Origin of the sequence: Chryseosolibacter indicum, assembly GCF_018598585.1 — a bacterium.
Classification (GTDB): domain Bacteria; phylum Bacteroidota; class Bacteroidia; order Cytophagales; family Cyclobacteriaceae; genus Chryseosolibacter; species Chryseosolibacter indicus.
This window is the reverse complement of the sequence record NZ_JAHESD010000010.1, coordinates 19,964-40,345: the sequence shown is the minus strand read 5'-3', so window position 1 is coordinate 40,345 and position 20,382 is coordinate 19,964. Positions and strand designations below refer to the sequence as shown.

The window sequence follows — 20,382 nt, the reverse complement described above, 5'->3', positions numbered from 1 at the left end:
TCTATACAAGTTTTTCCTGTGCAATAAAAGTTATCGTTAAGTCTGTATCGTTCTCAAATCGTAAGTACCCTGCATCTGGCAAGTACATAACGTCAACACTTGAAAAGCCAAACGCAGCGTATGCAGTTTCGCACGAAACGATGTGTGGTATTACTACACCGTCGACTTGCTGTAAAGTATCCGTGAGATAAGCAAGCACGAAGTAGCCGTTGAAAGGCAAGCTTTTAAGATAGTTCTTTACAGCGCTTTGAACTGGTTGACTATTTGCGCCATCAATACGGCTTCCGTTTGAATCGAGAATAAGCGGATCATAATAAACCTTTAATTCAAGTTTAATCCTGTCAGCCTGATTGCTTTCGATGTTGAGCTTTACACCAGCATCTTTTATACGTGCCATGTATTCGCTAAAAGATTGAAGTTCTTCTGCGGCTAACGGCGCAAGGTCAGCACCATCATTCTTAGCGCACTTAATGCGAAGCCTTTTGTCATTGCCTTCGGTAACCGCTACATAAGAAACGATTTTGCTTTCGTCAATCTGTTCTTCAGTAAAGCTTGCATTGTTGTAAACATCGCTATCAAGCGGAAGATCAAACCCATACTGAAAATCCTTAGCCTTGTTGGCATACCATCGCAGCGTATGCGGCTTCAGATTAGCAATTGTCTCGTTTACCTCTGCCTTATGTGTATCAAAAAGAACTTCAACAGTCCATGCGCAGGCTGCAACAATACGGGTGAACAATCGAAAGATTGCCACTTTACTTGTACTCGTTGCCACGGGTGAAAGCACTGGATCAGCCGTAATGGCATCAAGCATACTTTGTTGAATTTCATCTATCGTTCTTGCCATATTAACTCACTATAAAATCAAGTTCTATTGCCCAATATTCTATACCTTCTGGTGCAGGATCGCCGACTTTGTAATACATGCTTGAGGGTTTCAAAGGACGCAACACATTTACTATGTTTTGCTTGTCCTGTTCAACACGCATTGCCTGAATAACCCTGCCTGCTTCAACTTCTTCTGTGATACTTGCATCATTCAAATCGCACAACTCAAACAATCTGCTTTCGTCACCGACTTCTTGCATCGCAAGGTCTATCCATGTTTGCCCGGCAACTGCCTGCGCTGTTCTTTGCTTTACAGCCTTTGGTAACGTTTCGTCATTAAGCCGCGCGGGCTGCTGATCAGGTATGCTAAGCGTAACACCTGGAACAAGTACTTCAGTAATGCCAATACCGTTAAGGTCTGCGGCCTCAAACAACTGATCTTCACTTACGAGATCAGAAAGCACATTGCCATATAGAACCTTAATAGTCTGCATCAACCTTTAACTTGCCATCTTCAATCAATACTTTATTTACAGTCATCCCGTCTGCGGTGAATTGCGATCGCACTTCACGCAGCAGCCCAGACACATCTTCACTTTCAAGATAGTTTGCAGCGCCAACACAAGTGGCCGGAAACTCTTTGAAGCTTGCCTTCTCACTTACGATAAGCAAATGCTTGTTCTGATTATCGCTTTCACCTGTTCGTATGTCACCATTTTCGAACAGTCTTTTATTCTCAAAATCGAGTAAGAAATCTTTCATTAGTGCTTCACTTTGGTGTCTTCCAGGTCGTCAAAATTTGGCACTTGAATACTGCTTAAAGTACTGTTAAGCGCAGCCTGAAACGCGCTCGGAGAACCGTTGCCCGGTTCATTTATTGGAGTACTCAGCACATTTTGCAACCCCGTTATCAATTGCTTTACTAAGTCAAGTTGTACTTTGGCATCAGGCCAGTTTACAAGCCCGCCTTTTTCCCCGCCATTTATTTCAATTGTATCACAACTCAGTTTAAACTTTTCAAACTCACCGCAGGCAATGATCATCCAGTCTTCAGAATCTTCCAGACGAACAGCGAGAACCCAACTATTAATCTTTGGCACAAGTGTTAAGCTCTGCTTTCCATCTATAACAGGACGAAGGCGCACATCGTAGAAGTCAAGACCACTTTCATCATCGTACAGCTCACAGGTCATTGCATCTTCATCAACGCTTTTTACCTGGGCAATCATGGTTGTGTCAGGACCAACTTCAGAGGCCATTTGTTTAAGTCGTTCTCTTATCTCTGCTTCTTTCATGCGCTTAGTGAATAACCAATTTTTATTTTTTGTCTTCCCCCACTTTTGCTAAGGCTACCCCTAACACCGAGGCCGAAGTACTTCCCTTTTCGCGCCTCATACTGAGGGTCAGAAATTTCAACTGTCATCCCTGGTTCAAAGTGTGGTTTTAAAAAAGCTGTGATAACGCCTTCATAACCTTGTCCGATAAACTTCTTCCTTTGTTGCTCGGCTATTGTTGCCTGTGTGGCAGAATCAGTAATAAGCGTTCTTAGTTTCTTCTCGCCGCTGATCACCTTTGGTGCGGCGCTTTTACTTTTTGTCTTACCGTCCTTGTCGCGCCTGCCTACCGTTATCTTTACCTCTGCAAACTCCTTTTCATTGAACTTCAACTGATCGTCTTTCACCACGTTCCAGCCAAGCCGAAACCTTACCGTTTTACTTGGTGGCAACATCAACCCGCCGACATATAATTCATCGTAATTGAAGATTACAGATAGCAAGCATTTTTCTTTAAGCCATTCAAGCACTTGAAGCCCCGTGCAGTTCTTGAATAAAACCTTATCAAGTGGAATGTTGGGAATGGCATTATGAAGTTTTATATCCGTTCCCTTCAATACTTCCGTAAGCAATTTCTTAACAGTGATATTCTGCGCACTGTAATTGAAACCTTGCTTCTTTCTTAACTGGTACGAATAACCTTCGCATTCAATTTCAACAGGCACAGTGAAATTCACACGCCTGATAAAGCCTTTGAACTGAAGATCATTGTCATTGTCATACCCTGCATAAATCTCAACCCGGTCACCCTCTTTAAACTGCGTTCCTGTCTGTACGTGTTGATAGGTTGACAGCAAGGCTCTGTTAGGCAATTTCACTTTTGCCCAATCGCTAAAATTTTCAACGGAGCGTTCCCATTCCAATTCAGAAGGGCGCACATCTTTAAAGCCTGAAAACTTAACGCTTGATGTAAGTTTAAAAGCCATTTAATCAACGATAAGATTATATATGTTATCACTAACTAACTCCATTGTAAAAGGCCGCACGTGTATTCTTCCCCCCGTTACTTCGTGCAACGTGAGCTTTTTCACTACAACCAGGTTGCCTATATCAATAAGAAAAATATCAGTTAACGCATTGTTGAAAGAAACGGCTACGCCGCTTTCTTTAATGTGCCGCAAATAGTTTATCTGATCTTCTGGCCATAGCCTGTTTGCTTCATCTATAAGGAATCCCTTTACACTGATGTTGTAATCACCAGTATTGTATAGTTCTTTTACCGTTCCTGCGCGTCCATTAAGAGGCGTCTCTATCCAATTGTTCGAGCCTTCAATAGATACCGTTGCATACGGAAGCTTCAATGAACTAAAGCCAAATACACGTTCACCATTTTCGTTTGTAATTCTGCCTAACTCTGAGAACTCGCACGGCAACCATACTTCTTTACCGTTGTATTGCTCTTTTAATGCTGATGCCCTGTTTGTTCTTACATCTTCAGAAGGCTTAGAATTAATCACATACGGCTTACTGTAAAAAGTCTGCTCGTAAAGACGTTGTAAATCCGTTACTATCCAGCTCATTGTACTGCGGCCCCGCTGTTTAAGATTCTCAATAAATACTCGTCAAATATTGCCTTGATCTCGTCGGCACTTTCGCGCACTGTGACAGCATGTATTTCAATCTTATCCGTGAACTTTACACCGTTGATGTTGATCACTCGCGGCCCGCCTGATGTTACACCTTTTACAGCTTCATCACCATTTGCCCCGCCTGACTTAAGTGCGCCGTATGCGCCTGCAACTGTAGTACCTTTTATATCGGAAGTTGAAGCACTGCCGGATTTTGCTTTTGAGCCATGAAACGCAGCAACGCCTTTGTCGTAGCCTTTAGAGAAAGATTCTCCAATACTTGAAGCTGAAGATTTAAGTTGCTGAACACCTTCCATCAGTAATGCAGGATCGAAGGTCATTGCGCCAATTAATATTTTGCCAAGGCCAACAAACATTTGCCCGACCATCTTAGCAACTTCCCAAACGCCATACAGCACGCCTCTAAAGCCTTCGAACTTGTTCCAGGCATAAATAACGCCAGCGATCAGCGCAGCTATAGCCGCGACCACAAGGCCGATGGGGTTTGCAGTCAAGGCTGCGTTAAGTGCCCATTGTGCTATAGTTAGTTGCCCTGTTAGTATCGCCCAAACTGTTTTTGCCGCACTTACGGCCCAGACAGCTGCGGCATATCCATAGTAGCCAACAGCACCTGCGGCTAATACGGTAGTCAAAAAAGTAATCAGTTCAATGTTGTTGCTTATTAGGGACGCAAGTGGTGAAAGGAAATTGGTAATAAGGCTTCCTAAAATTGGAGCGAGAACGCCGCCTACTTGCGTGCTTAATGCATCAAGTTGTCCTTGAAAAGCCTGCCATTTTCCGAAATCAGTTTCAGCAATTTTGTTCGTCATGTTATAGAACATGCCGCCTTCGCTTGTAGCGTTCTTAAAAGCCTGCTCAACCATTTGGAAACTTATCGCACCTTCAGAAACTTTTTCCTTCAACACTGCGAGGCTTATACCAGTGTCCTTACTAATCTGCTGAAGCGGATTGAATCCGGCATTGACAAATTGTAATAAGTCCTGACCGGTAAGCTTGCCCGCTGCGGATACCTGACTGAACGCAAGCGTAAGTGAACCTAGCCGCTGAGCGTTACCCATCGCCACATCGCCAAGCATCTTAGTATTTGCCATCACATCTTTCGATGCAATGCCAAAGCCCAACATGGTCTGCGCATTCTGGAAAACTTCGTTTCCATAAATGGAATCCTGGGCAAACTTTGTTAAGTCCTTATTGAGCGCTGTGCCTTGTTCCTTCCCTGCAATAACTTCGAAAGATGCCTGACGTGCCTGGGCCTGAAGGCCGTTTTGTAATGCACCGCCTCCTAACGCCAATGCACCTGCAACGCTTATCGCAGGAATAAGGCTTCGAAGTAAACCGCCTCCTGAACCGGAGGCTGAAAGATTTCCAGGAGCGCGGGAGGCCATGCGCTGAAGCTGCTCAAGCTCCCGCCGGGCCTCGCGTATCTGTTTGATAGATGTGCTTTTGCTGATTACACCTTCAAGCTCGTTTATCTTCCGCTTGATTGTGTCGTAAGACTGGCTTAAAGTATCATTAGTGCCCTTAATAGCGTTTGAAGTCTTCCTGGCGGTGTCGGCAATTTTTGCCAACCCGCCAGAGACCATTTCGCGCAGTTTTATAAAGAACTCTAAGTTCATCCGAGCAGACTTTTAAATTGATTCTCTTTAGCTTCTAGTTTCCTGATGCGCTTAATGTGCGCAAACTTCATCACCAGGGCGCTTTCGTCAAGCTTGGAAGCATCGCGCCCCGTGTAGTACTCAACTACAGTTTCGAGATAGCCGTAAATATCAAATTCGGCCTTCTTGTCTGCTTCCTCTATCGCTTTAGCAATGCTGCCTTTTTGCCTTCAAGGATTTTGTTGAATTGCATTGCAGCAGGAATGAAGTAAGTATCATCCTCAAGGATTTTTGCGTCACCATCGATGAAGCATTCACGCATTGCAACTTCAAGAAATTCGTACAGACCTTCATCCTGAATTTTTGTAGAGGCGTAAGAAAGAATGCTCCTGGTGATCGGACGCATAATCGCTATTGCTTCTATAGTCTCGCCACTTTCATCCATCACAGGCAAATACCACAATCCTTGGTTTTCAACGCTCCATTTCTTCATTTGTGTTTCAGTGAAGCGATCGTTGGCAAGTTGCTCGCACTGCGCGCGTAGTGCTTCCTCTTTCTCTTTGCGTTCGCGTTCGCGTATCTGCTTTACGCTATCTCCCTTTTTTGTTTCAGTTTTGATCATTGGTTGTGTGGTTTATAAAAAGTCTATTACTAATTAAGTCCAGTTGCTTTTTGAAATCGGAATGATGCGCATGGCAAGAAATGGTAAGTCTACCTCCATGTACTTAGCGTTCTGCTCACCTTTGTAATCCATTTCCGTGAAGGCCATGCCAACACCGGTGATGATTTCGTTTGTACTTGTTACGGTCTTCTTGTATTCAACAATAGCTGAAATAGCTGTATGAGGAACTTCAGTGATGTCGACAAATCCAGCTTTCTGAGCAGCTCTGTTTAACAGATCAAGTTCATACTTAAGCATCTTAAGATTGCCTTCGTATTTCTTGTTACCTTCCTGGATATCTACAGGCTCCTGGCCAGCCGCGTACACGTGCTCTTTTTCTATTGACTTCTTGAAGCTAAAGCCGCGAAGCCCGGTAATCTTTCTGCCTAAAAGCGTAAGTGTGATATTGTGCCATGCACAGTCTTTTGTATTAAAATCCATTTTCCTAAGCGATTGCGGTTGTTAGTCCAAGTTCTACATCAATAAATGAGCTGTAGCCTAAAGGCTGCACACGAATTTTAATTGTTAGCTTGTTCGTGTTAATGATATTCTGGTCAGGGTTGATTACTACCTTTACGCCTGATATTTGTGATCCCATCGCAACATTTATCTGTTGCTCAATCACTGTTTCAAGATCACTTACAACATGCGTTGCAATCTTACCTGTGCCATCTACTTCAATTTCGCTTTCAATCTGCTCAGTATACACCGCAGCAGCGATCACCGCAGCTTTATCCACTACGCGACCATAAGCGAGCAGGCGGTAATCATCCGTTGAGCACATACGATCAATACCGAAGAAGAACCCCGCTTTTTGAGGGTGCGTCATGAAGGTTATGAACCCATTGCCATGAAGCGTATCCAGGTTAGCAACATCTTTCAGAAGCTTGTCACCGAGATAAACCTGATTTATTGTCAAAGGGCCATTTGCCACTTTACCTATTTTGATATGCGCACCGTATCTAGAGGCGCGGCCAAGTACAAGACCTACACTTGCTGAACCATCGTTGCGCGATCCACCAAGAACGACACCTGCATAACCGTTACTAAGTGTATTAGGTGTAAGTGTATTTGCCGCAGCAGGGGTTTGAACCCTTCCTTCAACCAGGATGCGCAGCGGTACAAGTTCACTTAAACGAGCTTCAGCAAAAACCTTTGAATTAGTAATCGCGGCTGAAACATCGCTATCAATAAAGTTCGATCCTCCATTGTACCCTGATGCAGGTTTACGGTAGATGCCCAGCATACGCACTTTGCCCTGAGCTGCATTGATCAGCTTTTTAGCTCCGCTTGCGTTTGTGTTGTCAACCATTTGAGCAAGTGTCATGGTGTCGGGAACGACCATTACGTGCAGCTCCTGGTTGCCACCAACCTCAGAATAGAATTCCTGAAGGTGTCGGTACATTTCCGGTTCTGCTGCGAGGGTAAAACCCTTCTCAATTGCATCATCAAGATTGTAGACCACCATAGGCGTTCCTAATAATCCGACCGAAGCACCAGTTCCGCAGATTGCAACGATGCCATCTGCTGCGGCAATGTCTTGTAACAGATTACCGTTTTCGTATATGAGCGTTACCTTAGGAGTATTTGCCATTCAAGTATCGTTTAAGCTTTTTTGCTTTTCTTTTTAGTTTCAGGTGCTGTTACTACTTCAGCCGATGCGATTGCCTCAAGAACAACTTCCTGTACTACTTCCTTCACTTCTTCTTTTTGCTTTTCGCTTTCTGCGTTGTGCTTTGCTTCCGCTTCTTCCTTGGCTTTCTGTTCAGCTTCCGATTTTGCGAGTGCTTCTGCTTCCTCCTGTGCCTTCTGTTCAGCTTCAGCCTTGGCTTCTGCTTCTTCTTGTTCTTTCAGCTTTTCAGCGTTTTCATTAACCATTTTCTGAAGTGTGTCACGCAGATTAAGCGCTCTTTCAGCAGCGGAGGCTCCCCAGCCTGTAACTTCTGCCCTTGTATAAGCCTTAACATCTTTATCCCGTAGGGTTGCTGCATGTGCCTTCGCATCATCTTCACGGTGAAACAAAAATTCGTCAGATGTTTCGAAGCATTCGTTGCTTTCAGTATAGGTCTTGAAGTAGTGATTTACCTTTTCCATAATCAGAAAAATTTCAGGGGTTTAAGTTTATTGATCAGTACCAGTAGAATGAAGAATAGAACAAGACCTGTAAACGTCCTGCAAAAAATATCTATCCCTCGTGTTCTATATATCAGTTGGGTTTTAACAACCTCTTTATTGCGCTCTTTTTGTTCGTGTTTGTAATGGCGAATTTCTTTATCCATCGCTGTCACCACAGCTTGCAGGCTGTCGCAGCCTCCTGTAGCAGTTGCACTGCCATCTTCTTTTATTTCAACCTCAACACTTGCCAACTTCCCTTTTGCTTTAAAGCTTTTCGCTTTTGGCTTGTTCGTCACTGAATCGCATTCGATTAACTCAGTAACAACAATCTTTTCACCTGGAACAAGTACAGTATCAATGCGCGGAACCTCTTTGATGATAATGCTATCATGCACTATTGTTTTCGTTTCCGTTGTCGTAGAGGGTACAACCCGAGAGCTGCACCCTACCACTACAACCAGGATCACTAAACCTAAAGCATTGAAGATTCCGCGCATTTTAATATCTATTTAATCGCTTCTTAATTGTGTCTTAAATCCACCGGCTAACCTTGTATGCAGTTCGCTTCAGTCTCCGCTTCTCATAGAAGCCGTCACCGTTTCTGCTTGTGCCGTTATTTGTATTTCCCTCTAAGCTTATGAAGTAGTCCCCATCTCGCGGCCATCGTTTTACGACACCTGCATGGGCAATACGATTAAGGTTATTGTAGTATACACCAAAGACGTCTGCTGGCTCCGGTATTTTTTGCTTTAGATTGATGCAATGACTTGCAGGGAATAGAGCTGGCGACCATGCGGTTCGTGGGTTACAGATTCCGTTTTCAGTCAATCCCCAGGACACATAAGCCGCACAGTAATAAGCAGGTGAATTGATTCCTACAGATTTTAGGATTACCCTAATCTCTTTACTGTCATTGGCTCCAAGATTCTCTTTCTTGCCGATCATACTTTCGTATGTGGCAATTGCTTTTTCCTGAAGGGCTTTCTTTACTTCGGCAGATCGTTCGATCTTAGGGCACGTTTCTACAGCACGTGCATGCAGGCTATCAACCCCAATAAGTATAAGGCTAACAGCGAAAAGGCTAAATAAAGCTTTACGCATTTTTCGTTATTGTTAAGTTGTGAAAAGTCACGGTCAAAATCTTTCGTGAGGTACTTGAATGCTGACGGCCACGTGAGCTTAAGGCATAACCAGGTACTGAACACACATGCTGCAAATGCAACATGTCCGAAGATGATCTTCTGAACAGCGTCCGTAGTATAAACCACGGCTTCAGGATCGATCGCTTTTATAAGAGGGTTACTGAAGATGAACAGCACTAACCCCAGAGGGCCAAGCCATAGCTCATTGTAGCGTTTAAAGAACTTTATCATTTGTGTAACCACTTTAAAAGTTTGTTTGTGTAAAACCCGATCACTGCACCAATCACAGCCAGGATAGCAGTTTCAGCAACACCGCCTATCGAAATAAAACCTAGTATGCTTCCAAGTACGGTGCCGCATGCACCTCCTACGGTGCCACTTACATTGTCAGCCAATTGATTGTGCATTTAAGAGTTTATAGAATTTTAGCTAAGGGCGCAGCCTTACGGGGCTACGCCCTGGGGTTGGGGGTGTTTATATCTTTAGGAAGCAGTATCTTGAATCATTGCAATTACGCCTGCATCATCAGCACGTCTTCTTCTTCCACCAGCACGCAGCAATGCACTGTACATGTCACCGTAGTACTCAGGGTCGTCCTTTCTTTCGAAGAACTTCTTTTCACCAATCGCGCGAGTAACAGAATCCTTTTGCCAGAACATGCTTACTACGTTATCTGTTGCATCAACTGATGCACCTAGTGCTTCAATAGCATTAGCAGATGTAGCAATAGCTACGTTAGTTCGTTCAAGGAAGGTGAAACCGAAGAGCTTACCTACAATACCTTCTTTTGCATCGTAATACTCGGAGAATTGCTTTTCTTGATTTACTGTTAGGCCGTCAGTAAACTCATCCATATGATTGCTTTCAAGCATTGCGTAACGGTCAGTTTTAAGAACTTTCATCAAGTTCATCTTGGTCTGTGCGCGTTTGGCATCAAGAACAGAAAAAGCTTTCCTGTTACCTGTTTGACCTGTAACCTTAGAAGCAGTTGCTGCGCCAGTGGTTCTCAATATGTTCCCAGCACCGATACCAGAAAGCCATTTGATAATCATATCATCTGCGATCGTCTCAACTAACGTTCCAGCGTGATCACCAAAAACGGAAGAAATTTTGTCATAAGTTATCTCTAACAGATCAGCTGCCTCTATGTGCGTAGGATCAGAAGTATACCGATCAAGCGCATAAAGAATGTCTGTGTCGGTTCTCTGAACCGCCGCAGCAGGATATGTATTGCGGTTCTTTACGATATTAGGCTTTGAACCAGGTTGTGGTATGTGAACTATTTTTCCACCAACTACATATTGGTCGTCGCTGAAGGCATACTGTAAAAATGTATTATCCTTCCATAAGCGGTTCATGATGTACCGCACCCAGATTTCAGTTTGTACTGCCATTGGTATTTTAGCTAAAGGGTTTACAAAAATTATTTTTCAAGTTCTTTTACCTTCGCTGCCCACACTTCGGGTGCAAGCTTTTGAAGTTCTGCACTTTCACCTGTGCTCATTAAATCATCAAAGCTCTTTGCGGACAGGTCAGCGATACGCTTTGCTTTTCCATCGGCACTGTCTTTTAAAGAATCAACTACTGGTTTGTAGGCCGGCATAGCATCTACAAGATTCTTCAATCCATCGGGATTGTTCTTGTAGTCAATTTCAAGCTTATCACTTAGCTCTTTTGTGATCTTATTAGCAGCTAAGGCAGCGCTTAAGATGCCCTTAACCTTGTCTGTGCTTACCTGAGCGTGCAGGTCGTTAAGTTGCTTTTGCAAGCCATCCGCTTTCGCTGCCTTAGCCACTAAGTCATTAAATGCCGTAGCCACTTCGGTTTCATTCGCCTCAGCTCTCAGATTCATCGCTGATAGCTGCGTACCGGTGAAAAAGATTTTGTTCATGTTGTCGTTTTGAAATTTAGTCTTTGAGAAGTCTGAAAGATTATTGATAAGCTGGTCGTCTGAATCGTACAATTGTTTAAGTGCATTGTAGTTGCCAGGAACATCAACCAAGCTGCATTCACGGTTATACCACTTTGTGATTGTTGGCCCCGTTTGGCCGTCTAACTTTAACGAAGCTTCTTCTGATGTTTCGAGTACTACGATATGCCCAACAGATGCGGCATTCAAAAAGCCATTTTCAATTTCATCAACAGTGCGTTGCCCGTGAATGTGACTTAAGTTGATGACAGGTTTTGCATACACCGTATCACCTTCAAGCCTTAAATCTTCCCATCTCACAAGTACACCATCGTCACGCTTATGCATTGCATAACCAATAGGATTCTTTTTGTACTCGTCAATCAGATAACCTGATGTAAGAAGTCTGAATCCGTAGCAATTCACACTGCTATCAGTTAGTACAAATTCTTTATCGATCTTTTTAAACTTGCTCAACGTGTTTTTGCTTTTCGTTGGCACAAATTTGTAGCGTGATAGAAGCGTTTACAAATCGCTTTTTCACCACACTGTCATAACTGTAGTATCATGCTTTCATAGCTGTAGCATCATGCTTTTTCGATTAGCAAAAGCACCCCTCTATACGCCATTTTTGTGGCATGGCAAACGACAAACTTTCCATTGAAGACAAGCGATATTTAGCTGAAATACTTTTTACCCGAGAACAACTAGATCAAAAGGTTGTCGCTAAACGCGTTGGCGTTAGTGAAAAGACAATGAGTAAATGGGTAAATGATTACCAGTGGAAGAAAATGAGGAACCGCTTACTCATGAGTAAAGAAAACTTGATGGGTACTTACTACGAGCATCTTGAAAACCTCAACAAAAAAATTGAAGAAGCTAAGCAGGGACACGGTGACAGCAAGCAGGCTGATATAATCATAAAGTACACCGCAGCCATACGCAACCTCGAAACTGATCTTGCCATACAAGACCTGGTTGAATCCGGTATACGCTTCATAAAGCATTTACAGAAAGTCGGAACAATGGATCAGGTACTTGAAATATCTGACCTGTGGAATAGCTTCATTCAAGCCTCTATTAAGCGATGATCCAGAAGACCGAAAAACAAGCGTTACTCGATTGGGAAGAATTTCTTGAGGGCATCAGGAATAGCACGCCCGTTGATATTAATGAGACGGAAGAAGAAAAGGCAAAGCGTATTGCATTTCTTGAAAAAGAAGGCAATGAAGAAGAATGGTTTAAATACTACTTCCCGAAGTATTCATTTGCCAAGCCCGCAAAGTTCCATGTTGAAAGCGCTAAACGCTTCATCTATACAAAGCGTATTGCGCAAAGTCGGAAGTGGGCACGCGGTCTGTCTAAGTCAACGCGCAGAATGTTCGAAGTCTTTTACCTGACGTTCGCGAAGAAGTTCAAAACAAACATGCTTCTGATCAGTAAGTCAGAAGACAATGCCGTGCGATTGCTTTCACCTTACAAGGGTAACCTTGAAGCAAATCAGCGTTTGATCAATGACTACGGTGTTCAGGAAAAGCCCGGCAGTTGGTCAGAATATGAATTTGTAACACGTGGTAAGTGTGCGTTCCGTGCTGTCGGCGCTGATCAAAACCCACGCGGCTCAAGACTTGATGAATTGCGGGTGACCATCATTGTATTTGACGATGTTGATGATGATGAAGTTTGCCGCAATCCCGAACGCGTTGATCAGCGATTCACCTGGATTCAAAAAGCCGTTCTTCCTACTGTTGACATTTCGGGTGATTACCGCATTGCATTTGACAACAACGTTATTGCTGAGAACTGTTGTACACTTCGCTTTGCTCAATACGCAAATGATGATGAAACCGTAAACATTCGCGATGAGTATGGTAAAAGCGTGTGGCGTGAAAAGAACAGCGAAGCCGATATTGATGATATGCTCAGGCTGTTAAGTTATGAAGCTGCTCAGGGCGAATACTTTAATAACCCGATCAGCAAAGGCAAGGTGTTTACCGAAATGACTTACGGCAAATGCCCTCCAATGGAAGACTTGCCGTTCGTTATCATATATGCCGACCCCAGCCCCTCAAACAAGGATAAACCATCGCTCAAAAGTAAGGCAAAGAACAGTTGCAAGGCGGTCAGCATTATCGGGCCGCTCAACTTAAAGTATTATCTGTACAAATGCTTTGTTGATGTAACAACGAATTACACATTCATTGAATGGCTTTACGCTGCGCGCGACTATGTAGTGCAACAATCTAAGGGCAAAGTTCAGGTATATGTGTACATCGAGAACAACACCCTGCAAGACCCTTTTTATCAACAGGTATTACTTCCTCTAATTTTTGAGATAGGCAAAGAGCGCCGGGACGTGCTAGGTGTTACACCTGATGATCGGGATAAGCCTGATAAGTACTTCAGGATTGAAGGTACACTTGAACCCTTGAATCGCTTAGGTCAGTTTATTATGAACATCGAGGAAAAAGATGACCCGCACATGAAGCGTATGGAAACGCAATTCCTTTCTGTTTCACCCCAGTCGAAAACAATGGACGGCCCGGATAGTGTTGAAGGCGGGGTACACATTGCAAAGAACAAGGTGTTTATTACTGATGAACCCGGTAACGGTATTATGATGGTAAAGCGTAAGACAAGCTCAAAGCGATATTGATTTATGACAGTGCTGATTATTTACCTGATACTGCAAGTCGTGTCTTCGTCCATTGATTTTTTTAAACGTGTAATTATTTAAACTATGCCATTTCTGGTAAAAGACGATCTTAAAACACACCTCTATCCTGAGATAGTTGAAGAAATAACCCGTGCAGATGACACCATTGTTGAGCGGGCAATAAGTTCTGCAATAGCAGAGGTTAAAAGCTACCTAAACCGTTACGATCTGTTCAAACTTTTCGGTGATGCTGAAACAGAACCGGAAGTGTTTAGTGAACACCTGCGAAACCTATGTATTGATGTCGCGAGCTGGCATCTTGTTAAACTCGCAAATCCTAACATCAATTTAGAATTGATGCGGTCAGTCTATTCAGACGCGATAAAATTTCTTGAGAAAGTAATGAAGGGTCAAGCTGATCCAGAAGGATGGCCTTACAAGCCTGACGACCCTACAACGCCGGAAGACGAGAACACTTCTGTACAATGGTCAAGTAATCGTAAACGTTCAAATCATTTTTAAATGGCAAAGAGACAAACAAAGAAAGGTGCAGTAACCAAAACAGTAGAACCAACGCCTACTAACCTAATTGTTCAGGAATTGAACGTAATGAGCGCCGATCGCTCACGTAAAGACATAGGAGATATTAAGCAATCGCTTATCTCTGCCGAAAGTATTCACTATCCAAACCGCACACGCCTCTATGACATGTACGAAGATGTTGTATTGGACGGTCAGGTAACTGGCGTTATCGAAAAGAGATATGAAGCCATCCTAAACAAAAATCTATACTTCGAAGATGCTTCCGGAAAACGTGTTGAGGCAATGGATGATGTAATAGAAAGCGCAGCGTTTCGTGATGTAATTAAAAAGATCATGGAGGCCCAGGCGTGGGGATTAAGTGGCATGGAATTCATTCCTGGTGAAGAACTACGGTTTAAAGAAATTCCGCGCAAACACATTAAGCCCGAAACTAAAATCATAGCCTATGAACAGAACGACAATGCTGTTGGCATAAGCTACGAGGGTGTATCAAATCTTTGGGTTGTTGGCAACGAAAAGGATTTGGGCTATCTGCTGAAGTGCTCATTTTATGCCGTTTACAAACGTGGCACGCTTGGCGATTATGCGCAGTATATTGAAATCTTTGGTCAGCCAGTTCGTATTATCTACTACGACGCTTATGACACCAAAACCCGTTCTGAATTAAGAAAGGTTCTTGACGAAAGCGGTGCTAGCCTCACGATGATGATTCCAAAACAGGCGCAGTTTGAAATGAAGGACGGTAAGTCAACAAACGCGAACGGTGACTTGCAGTTAAAGTTTCTTAACTACCTGGATGAAGAAATAGCAATCATTGTGCTTGGCAATACTGAAACTACCCGCTCAAGCAGTAGTTCAGGATATGCACAAAGTAAAGAGCATAGCAATCAGCAAGTTCAGAAGACAAAGAGCGATTTGAAGTATGTTAAAAGCTTACTTAACAGTAAGCAGTTTCTTGCTATTCTTAAAAGCTACGGGCTACCTGTTGAAGGCGGGAAATTCAAGTTTGAAAAAGAAATCAATGCAGCCGAAGTAAAGACGAAAGCTGAAACGGTCGAAATAGTTGTTCGCGCTAATCCAAACCTGCCTATTGACGACGACTGGTTTTACAAGACTTTTGATATTGAAAAGCCTAAGAACTACGACGAATTAAAGGCCAAGAAGGAAGCCGAACGTCAGGCTGCGCTAAACCCGCCAGCTCCTGATCAGGACGAGCCACAACAAAAGCGGGATCCGGCTAAAGGCCAACCCCCAAAGGCTAAGAGCCAGCTTCGCCAAAAGCTTAACGCCTGGGACAACCTGCTTGCTTACATAGCTGATTTTTTCGACCAGGCCCGCTAAAAGTTGAACGTAACTTAAGCGGGCTTCCAGGACTTCCCTTGCCCGATCTGACCGCACAGCTTGATTCGCTCTATGCGCATGATTGCTGTAGTCATGTCCATTTACCTGATCTAGCGGATGATGATGACCTTGACAGGCTCATTGAAGCAATGGTGCGTCAGGTATGGAAAGACAAAGGCATAACGCCTGGAACGGTTAACCAGGACGTAACAGAAGCCGTTGCCCGGAAGCTGTGGGCTGGTGTACTTCAAGGGTATGGTAAAAACCCGTTAGACTTGGATTATGAAACGCCAGACTTCAATATGCTTGCCGCCCTTCAGAAGAACGTTTGGCAATTCAGCGCAGCGAAGAACCACACACAGCTTCGCCAGCTTACTGATGCCCTGCTTGACAGTGAAGGCAAGTTGAGAACCTTTGAGCAGTTCAAGGAAGCTGCTTTCAGAATCAATCAGGATCACATGGTGCGTTACCTGAAGGCTGAATATGAACTTGCTGTTGCAGGTGCCCAGATGGCCGGAAAATGGGTTGATATTGAAGCCAACAAGAAGACGTTGCCTTTACTTCAGTTCGATGCAGTAATGGACACGCAAACAACCGCCCTTTGCAAGTCATTAGATGGAACCATTCTACCCGTAGGCCATCCTTTTTGGAATAGATTCTACCCGCCTAACCATTGGGGATGCCGTAGCACGGTAAGACAATTGGCAAGCGGAGTAGTAACACCGGAAAGCAAAATTCCTTCGGCTGATATACCCGACATGTTCAAAACGAACCTGGGCAAGAAGGGGCTTATCTTCCCGAAAGATCACCCGTACTTCATCGGCTTACCGGAAGAAGTCATTCAGCCTGCGGCACGAAATGCAACAATTCCTGAAACGTTCCAAAAGGTTTACGGTAAGGACTTCAAAAATAACCCGCTGCCAAAAGAGTTTTGGGAACTGGTACCGGAAAATCAGTACTATGGTCGTTCAGCTTCTTCAGGGCGCGTCTATGCAGGTGATGCATACTTTATGCCGTCCACAGGTGATATTATCATCAAGAAGGGCGACAGATGGAAGTCTTCTGATCTGTTTAAACGAAGGGTTGTAGTGCATGAATCAGCACATGCTATTCATTTTAAGCGTAAGCTGATCACAATTGATTACATCGTTCCGAACATTGAACGAAGAATGAAAGACCTGTTAGAGTCACTTGAGAATGACGGTGATATTGCGTTGCTGGCTGATAAATTCCGCATGTCGAAACACAGGGATAATATTTTTGAACTTGCCGCATTAGAAAAGTTCAATTCTTACCAACCGCACGAATTAAGTGAACTGCTTGTTTCAGCACTTGATGCAATCAACGGTATTACCATCAAAGGAGGTGCTAGAAGGGTGTTTGGATATGGGCATGCTCCTACATACATGGCGCGTAACAATAACGCTTACACCGAAATTTTCGCAAGTATTTTTGAAAACAAGTTTGTAGGCAATCCGGTATGGGAACATTATTTTCCAACCCTGTACAGGGATTCTATAAAGCTTGCTGATGACATTATCAATAACGAACTAAAGAAATAACGCATGGACTTCTTTAATCAAATGGAAGAACTTGAAAGACTTGCAGCCGAGTATGACAGCAAGCACGGAGCAGGCAAAGCCGATGAAATCATTGGTTCTCTGATGATCTCGCATTCAACCGCAGATCAAATTAAAATCTTCAAAAAGGCCAATGGTAGGGAAATCATCATTGAGGTTGATGATAATCTTATTGACAGCATTGTAATTAAATACAAATGACACCTGAAGAAGGCATAAGATTACTTCAAGGCAGATTTAAAGGCGTAATGACACGCTTGCCTGTACTGATCGGCAACGTGGCTGTAAACTTCTCGCTCGACAACTTCAGGCGGCAAGGCTTCTTGAGTAACACACTCGAACGCTGGCCTGCACGCAGAAGGGGTTGGAGAAAAGACAACAGGCCAAACCGGAACATCCTGATCAATACAGGCAGGCTGCGCAGATCAATTCGCATAATCCGTGTAACGCCTTCAATGGTGGTGGTTGGCTCAGATGTGAAGTATGCCAGGGTACACAATGAAGGCATGCGTATAGGGCAAATACAAAGCGTTAAAGGCCATACACGCAAGAACGGATCAACGGTAAAGCCACACACGCGCCGGATAGATCAGAACATTCCACGCCGCCGGTTTATGGGCAATAGCCCTTATCTCAATGCGATGATCAGCCGCACTGTTTCGGCTGAGTTTATGAAAGCACTTAAATAACATTTTTATGAATAACTATTTCGGTCAACTATACCTCGACCTTTGTGAGTATCTCAAAACCGTAGTGCCGGAACTGCGCTGGATAGATCAGGATTTCGGCCAGCTCGAACACTTCGAAGTGCGTCCAGAAGTTTCCTTCCCTTGCTGCCTTATTGATTTCGTGTCAGCCTCTTATTCCGGACTTAGCAACCTCGCACAAATCGGTGAAGTAGTTGTTAATATCCGTTTAGGCTTTGCGCCATTTTCGCAGAGTTACCATGCTGCACCAATGAATGTAAAAGAAAAGGCTTTGGAGTTTTACGATGTTGAGCAGAAGGTTTATGAAGCATTACAGGGCTGGTCACCCGTAAAGGATAATGACAACTACACGCAGCCTTTCTACAGGCAGAGCGCAATGACAGAGCAGCGAGACGGTGACAGGATCGGGCTAAGAGTAAGGGTCTTGAGCTTCGGTACTCAGTTTGAAGATAACACCGCCAAAGGGATTTATAGGAAAGTGGCTAAACCGCCATTGCAGTTCGATGAAACTCAAATTCAATAACACAATTTTTTAAAAACCCGCATTAGACAATGGAAAGAAACAAATCAAAAGACAACGACGGCTACGGCCCTATTGCTAGATTCAATAAGATAAAAAAAGTAATCAACGCGAAAGTTGAAAAAGGGATACCACTACAGAAGAAAAAGTAATTGCATAAAAAAAGCCCCGAACTCCCTCGGGACTTTTTGCCACTAGTAAACGGTGCTTAATCCCGTTTTAATACTGCAAAGTATTCACACTTTAAGTTCTTTTGAAAAAGTAAATCGGCAAAGCGGTATAATTACCACACAAGGTGCGACCACTTCTTCTGAAAATATGCCTTTTGTGGGTTCTGTTGTTTTAAAGCTAGAAGTTTGTGGTAGTTCTCATCTATGCGCTCCTGGATGGTAAACTGAGCAATAAAGAATTCGCGGCTAAGGATTTCGAGAACTGCGGTGTAGCGCTTATCTGTAAAGTTGATATAGTAAAAGTAGCGATCTAAAAGGCATTCGTTGCGCAGAGTGTGAAGCTCTGCTGATCTGCCTTGTTTTGATACGGTCATTACCGCTACAGGCTGATGTTGTGGGGTTATAATGTCTTCAAAAAGCTTTAAGCTTCCGCGCATACACAAAATAAGCGAAACAGCCGGAAAATCTACCCACAAAAGCAAATAAAAAAAGCCCTCAATTGAGGGCCTTCCTGGATGGGCTGTAAAATGTACCGTTTCGTTTTTTATTTAATGACCCAATAGTTCTTATAACTTTTTCGGAAGTTAATGCGTGAATACCATCCTTCTTCTTTTGGCTTATAATCGCGCGCATAGTCTCCTCCATTGTTGGCTATAACTTCAAGGTTTGCTGACGTGTTGAAGTACTTTTTCCATATTGGGAATATATCAAGGTAACGCCCGCTCAACTCTTTAAAATTATACATTAGATAACCAGACCGTTCAAGGGAAACATTTCCACCTTCTTTAGTCTTGAAAAATAGTACAGTTATTGTATCTGCACTGTTCACTTTCCCAAGTTTAAACCCGATCAGATCACGCTGGCTATAAGAAGTATCAATCTTTGCTAACTTATATTTTGTAATTGCAGCTATCGAATCAACCACAGTGTATAGTTCCTCTATGCTTTTAGTCCTGACAGGAACGACTTGCGATTGAGATACTATAAAACTACATATAAGCACTATAAATATTGGGAATACCTTTCCGATAAAATAATAATTCATATTAATAGAAGTTTTTTGATACGAGAAAGTTACTAAAAATAATTCTATTTGGTTTTGTTTATCCTTCTGCCTAGTCCTGTAAGTGGTGAAAGGCCATAAACCTGACGTAGTTTTTCTTTTTCCCAGATCGCCTTCATTTTACGGTTTGCCTTTTCCCTTGATTCCTTTATATGCCCGTTCCTTTTCATGTTGTCAGATTTACTGATCAAGTACAGGTTTTCGATTGAGCAGTCAAGACTATCGTTGTTTTTGAAAGCAACCAGGAAGCCATCTGGAATAGTACCATTTATCTGCTCCCAAACAAAGCGTTGATACAAAACCCACACACCTTTTGCAACCTTAATGTATTTGTAATTACGCCCTGTCTTATCCCGCCTAATGGTTATTGCGCCATCATTCTTAGTGTTGTGTGGTACCACCCCTTTTTTAAACTCTGACTTTGGACTAAGCCTTATACTTTTTCCTTTGTTCCAAACTGAGTGATCTTTATGGAAACGGGTGTCACGTCCTGATTTAATCCCGTAACGTTTCAAGGTGCCTTCCAGCGCTTTGAGAGGTACGCCTAATTCCTTCGCCAATTGCTTCGCAGGTTTTGTTTTAAAGTTTTCCCTGAGCCAGTTAAGCTCTGCCATTGTCCATTTCTTCAT

Annotated in this window: 28 protein-coding genes; 8 read left to right on the top strand and 20 right to left on the bottom strand. The window is 43.3% G+C overall.

Features of this window, described 5'->3' with window-relative positions:
- Position 1: 1 nt before the first annotated feature.
- The 17 genes from KK060_RS06710 to KK060_RS06630 form a co-directional block, all read right to left on the bottom strand.
- Complete coding sequence (locus KK060_RS06710) at positions 2 to 847, bottom strand: hypothetical protein (RefSeq protein WP_254152936.1); 846 nt, start codon at positions 845 to 847, stop codon at positions 2 to 4.
- Position 848: 1 nt separating this feature from the next.
- Complete coding sequence (locus KK060_RS06705; RefSeq protein WP_254152935.1) at positions 849 to 1,322, bottom strand: hypothetical protein; 474 nt, start codon at positions 1,320 to 1,322, stop codon at positions 849 to 851.
- Complete coding sequence (locus tag KK060_RS06700; RefSeq protein ID WP_254152934.1) at positions 1,309 to 1,590, bottom strand: hypothetical protein; 282 nt, start codon at positions 1,588 to 1,590, stop codon at positions 1,309 to 1,311. Before KK060_RS06700 ends, KK060_RS06705 begins: the two co-directional genes overlap by 14 nt.
- Positions 1,590 to 2,123, bottom strand: coding sequence for a hypothetical protein (locus KK060_RS06695; RefSeq protein ID WP_254152933.1), 534 nt, complete (start codon positions 2,121 to 2,123; stop codon positions 1,590 to 1,592). The genes KK060_RS06700 and KK060_RS06695 overlap by 1 nt, the downstream gene beginning before the upstream one ends.
- Complete coding sequence (locus KK060_RS06690; RefSeq protein WP_254152932.1) at positions 2,120 to 3,088, bottom strand: hypothetical protein; 969 nt, start codon at positions 3,086 to 3,088, stop codon at positions 2,120 to 2,122. Before KK060_RS06690 ends, KK060_RS06695 begins: the two co-directional genes overlap by 4 nt.
- Positions 3,089 to 3,682: a DUF6046 domain-containing protein gene (locus tag KK060_RS06685; RefSeq protein WP_254152931.1), complete on the bottom strand. Its 594-nt coding sequence runs from the start codon at positions 3,680 to 3,682 to the stop codon at positions 3,089 to 3,091.
- Positions 3,679 to 5,367, bottom strand: a complete 1,689-nt coding sequence (locus tag KK060_RS06680; RefSeq protein ID WP_254152930.1) for a tape measure protein — start codon at positions 5,365 to 5,367, stop codon at positions 3,679 to 3,681. Before KK060_RS06680 ends, KK060_RS06685 begins: the two co-directional genes overlap by 4 nt.
- 178 nt (positions 5,368 to 5,545) lie before the next feature.
- Positions 5,546 to 5,968 carry a hypothetical protein gene (locus KK060_RS06675; RefSeq protein WP_254152929.1) on the bottom strand — a complete coding sequence of 141 codons (423 nt, stop codon included), beginning with the start codon at positions 5,966 to 5,968 and terminating at the stop codon, positions 5,546 to 5,548.
- A 33-nt stretch (positions 5,969 to 6,001) separates the two neighbouring features.
- Positions 6,002 to 6,448 carry a hypothetical protein gene (locus KK060_RS06670; RefSeq protein WP_254152928.1) on the bottom strand — a complete coding sequence of 149 codons (447 nt, stop codon included), beginning with the start codon at positions 6,446 to 6,448 and terminating at the stop codon, positions 6,002 to 6,004.
- A 4-nt stretch (positions 6,449 to 6,452) separates the two neighbouring features.
- On the bottom strand, positions 6,453 to 7,601 hold the full coding sequence (locus KK060_RS06665; RefSeq protein ID WP_254152927.1) for a DUF2586 family protein: 1,149 nt from the start codon (positions 7,599 to 7,601) through the stop codon (positions 6,453 to 6,455).
- Positions 7,602 to 7,612: 11 nt separating this feature from the next.
- On the bottom strand, positions 7,613 to 8,101 hold the full coding sequence (locus KK060_RS06660; RefSeq protein ID WP_254152926.1) for a hypothetical protein: 489 nt from the start codon (positions 8,099 to 8,101) through the stop codon (positions 7,613 to 7,615).
- Between the two features lie 2 nt (positions 8,102 to 8,103).
- Positions 8,104 to 8,619 (bottom strand): hypothetical protein, encoded by a 516-nt coding sequence (locus tag KK060_RS06655; protein WP_254152925.1) that lies wholly within the window; start codon positions 8,617 to 8,619, stop codon positions 8,104 to 8,106.
- 34 nt (positions 8,620 to 8,653) lie between these two features.
- A complete protein-coding gene (locus KK060_RS06650; RefSeq protein WP_254152924.1) occupies positions 8,654 to 9,223 on the bottom strand; it encodes a CHAP domain-containing protein in 570 nt (189 codons plus the stop codon).
- Positions 9,145 to 9,495 (bottom strand): hypothetical protein, encoded by a 351-nt coding sequence (locus KK060_RS06645; RefSeq protein WP_254152923.1) that lies wholly within the window; start codon positions 9,493 to 9,495, stop codon positions 9,145 to 9,147. Before KK060_RS06645 ends, KK060_RS06650 begins: the two co-directional genes overlap by 79 nt.
- Positions 9,492 to 9,671, bottom strand: coding sequence for a hypothetical protein (locus tag KK060_RS06640; RefSeq protein ID WP_254152922.1), 180 nt, complete (start codon positions 9,669 to 9,671; stop codon positions 9,492 to 9,494). The genes KK060_RS06645 and KK060_RS06640 overlap by 4 nt, the downstream gene beginning before the upstream one ends.
- A 75-nt stretch (positions 9,672 to 9,746) precedes the next feature.
- Positions 9,747 to 10,658 (bottom strand): hypothetical protein, encoded by a 912-nt coding sequence (locus KK060_RS06635; RefSeq protein ID WP_254152921.1) that lies wholly within the window; start codon positions 10,656 to 10,658, stop codon positions 9,747 to 9,749.
- A gap of 29 nt (positions 10,659 to 10,687) precedes the next feature.
- Positions 10,688 to 11,650, bottom strand: a complete 963-nt coding sequence (locus tag KK060_RS06630) for a phage protease (RefSeq protein WP_254152920.1) — start codon at positions 11,648 to 11,650, stop codon at positions 10,688 to 10,690.
- Positions 11,651 to 11,811: 161 nt separating this feature from the next.
- On the opposite strand from KK060_RS06630, the gene KK060_RS06625 reads away from it, so the two are divergent.
- The 8 genes from KK060_RS06625 to KK060_RS06590 all read left to right on the top strand — a co-directional run bounded on the left by KK060_RS06625 (position 11,812) and on the right by KK060_RS06590 (position 18,523).
- Positions 11,812 to 12,264, top strand: coding sequence for a hypothetical protein (locus tag KK060_RS06625; RefSeq protein WP_254152919.1), 453 nt, complete (start codon positions 11,812 to 11,814; stop codon positions 12,262 to 12,264).
- On the top strand, positions 12,261 to 13,829 hold the full coding sequence (locus tag KK060_RS06620) for a hypothetical protein (RefSeq protein ID WP_254152918.1): 1,569 nt from the start codon (positions 12,261 to 12,263) through the stop codon (positions 13,827 to 13,829). The genes KK060_RS06625 and KK060_RS06620 overlap by 4 nt, the downstream gene beginning before the upstream one ends.
- An 84-nt stretch (positions 13,830 to 13,913) precedes the next feature.
- Positions 13,914 to 14,351: a phage protein Gp36 family protein gene (locus KK060_RS06615; protein ID WP_254152917.1), complete on the top strand. Its 438-nt coding sequence runs from the start codon at positions 13,914 to 13,916 to the stop codon at positions 14,349 to 14,351.
- Positions 14,352 to 15,713: a phage portal protein family protein gene (locus tag KK060_RS06610; RefSeq protein WP_254152916.1), complete on the top strand. Its 1,362-nt coding sequence runs from the start codon at positions 14,352 to 14,354 to the stop codon at positions 15,711 to 15,713.
- A gap of 38 nt (positions 15,714 to 15,751) precedes the next feature.
- On the top strand, positions 15,752 to 17,275 hold the full coding sequence (locus tag KK060_RS06605) for a phage head morphogenesis protein (RefSeq protein WP_254152915.1): 1,524 nt from the start codon (positions 15,752 to 15,754) through the stop codon (positions 17,273 to 17,275).
- A gap of 3 nt (positions 17,276 to 17,278) precedes the next feature.
- On the top strand, positions 17,279 to 17,494 hold the full coding sequence (locus KK060_RS06600; protein ID WP_254152914.1) for a hypothetical protein: 216 nt from the start codon (positions 17,279 to 17,281) through the stop codon (positions 17,492 to 17,494).
- Positions 17,491 to 17,982, top strand: coding sequence for a phage virion morphogenesis family protein (locus tag KK060_RS06595; protein ID WP_254152913.1), 492 nt, complete (start codon positions 17,491 to 17,493; stop codon positions 17,980 to 17,982). Before KK060_RS06600 ends, KK060_RS06595 begins: the two co-directional genes overlap by 4 nt.
- 7 nt (positions 17,983 to 17,989) lie before the next feature.
- Positions 17,990 to 18,523: a hypothetical protein gene (locus tag KK060_RS06590; RefSeq protein WP_254152912.1), complete on the top strand. Its 534-nt coding sequence runs from the start codon at positions 17,990 to 17,992 to the stop codon at positions 18,521 to 18,523.
- A gap of 280 nt (positions 18,524 to 18,803) precedes the next feature.
- Here the strand turns inward: KK060_RS06590 and KK060_RS06585 are convergent, their stop codons facing one another.
- The 3 genes from KK060_RS06585 to KK060_RS06575 all read right to left on the bottom strand — a co-directional run bounded on the left by KK060_RS06585 (position 18,804) and on the right by KK060_RS06575 (position 20,382).
- Positions 18,804 to 19,127, bottom strand: a complete 324-nt coding sequence (locus tag KK060_RS06585) for a hypothetical protein (RefSeq protein ID WP_254152911.1) — start codon at positions 19,125 to 19,127, stop codon at positions 18,804 to 18,806.
- A gap of 107 nt (positions 19,128 to 19,234) precedes the next feature.
- Complete coding sequence (locus KK060_RS06580) at positions 19,235 to 19,735, bottom strand: hypothetical protein (RefSeq protein ID WP_254152910.1); 501 nt, start codon at positions 19,733 to 19,735, stop codon at positions 19,235 to 19,237.
- A gap of 44 nt (positions 19,736 to 19,779) precedes the next feature.
- Positions 19,780 to 20,382 (bottom strand): HNH endonuclease signature motif containing protein, encoded by a 603-nt coding sequence (locus tag KK060_RS06575; protein WP_254152909.1) that lies wholly within the window; start codon positions 20,380 to 20,382, stop codon positions 19,780 to 19,782.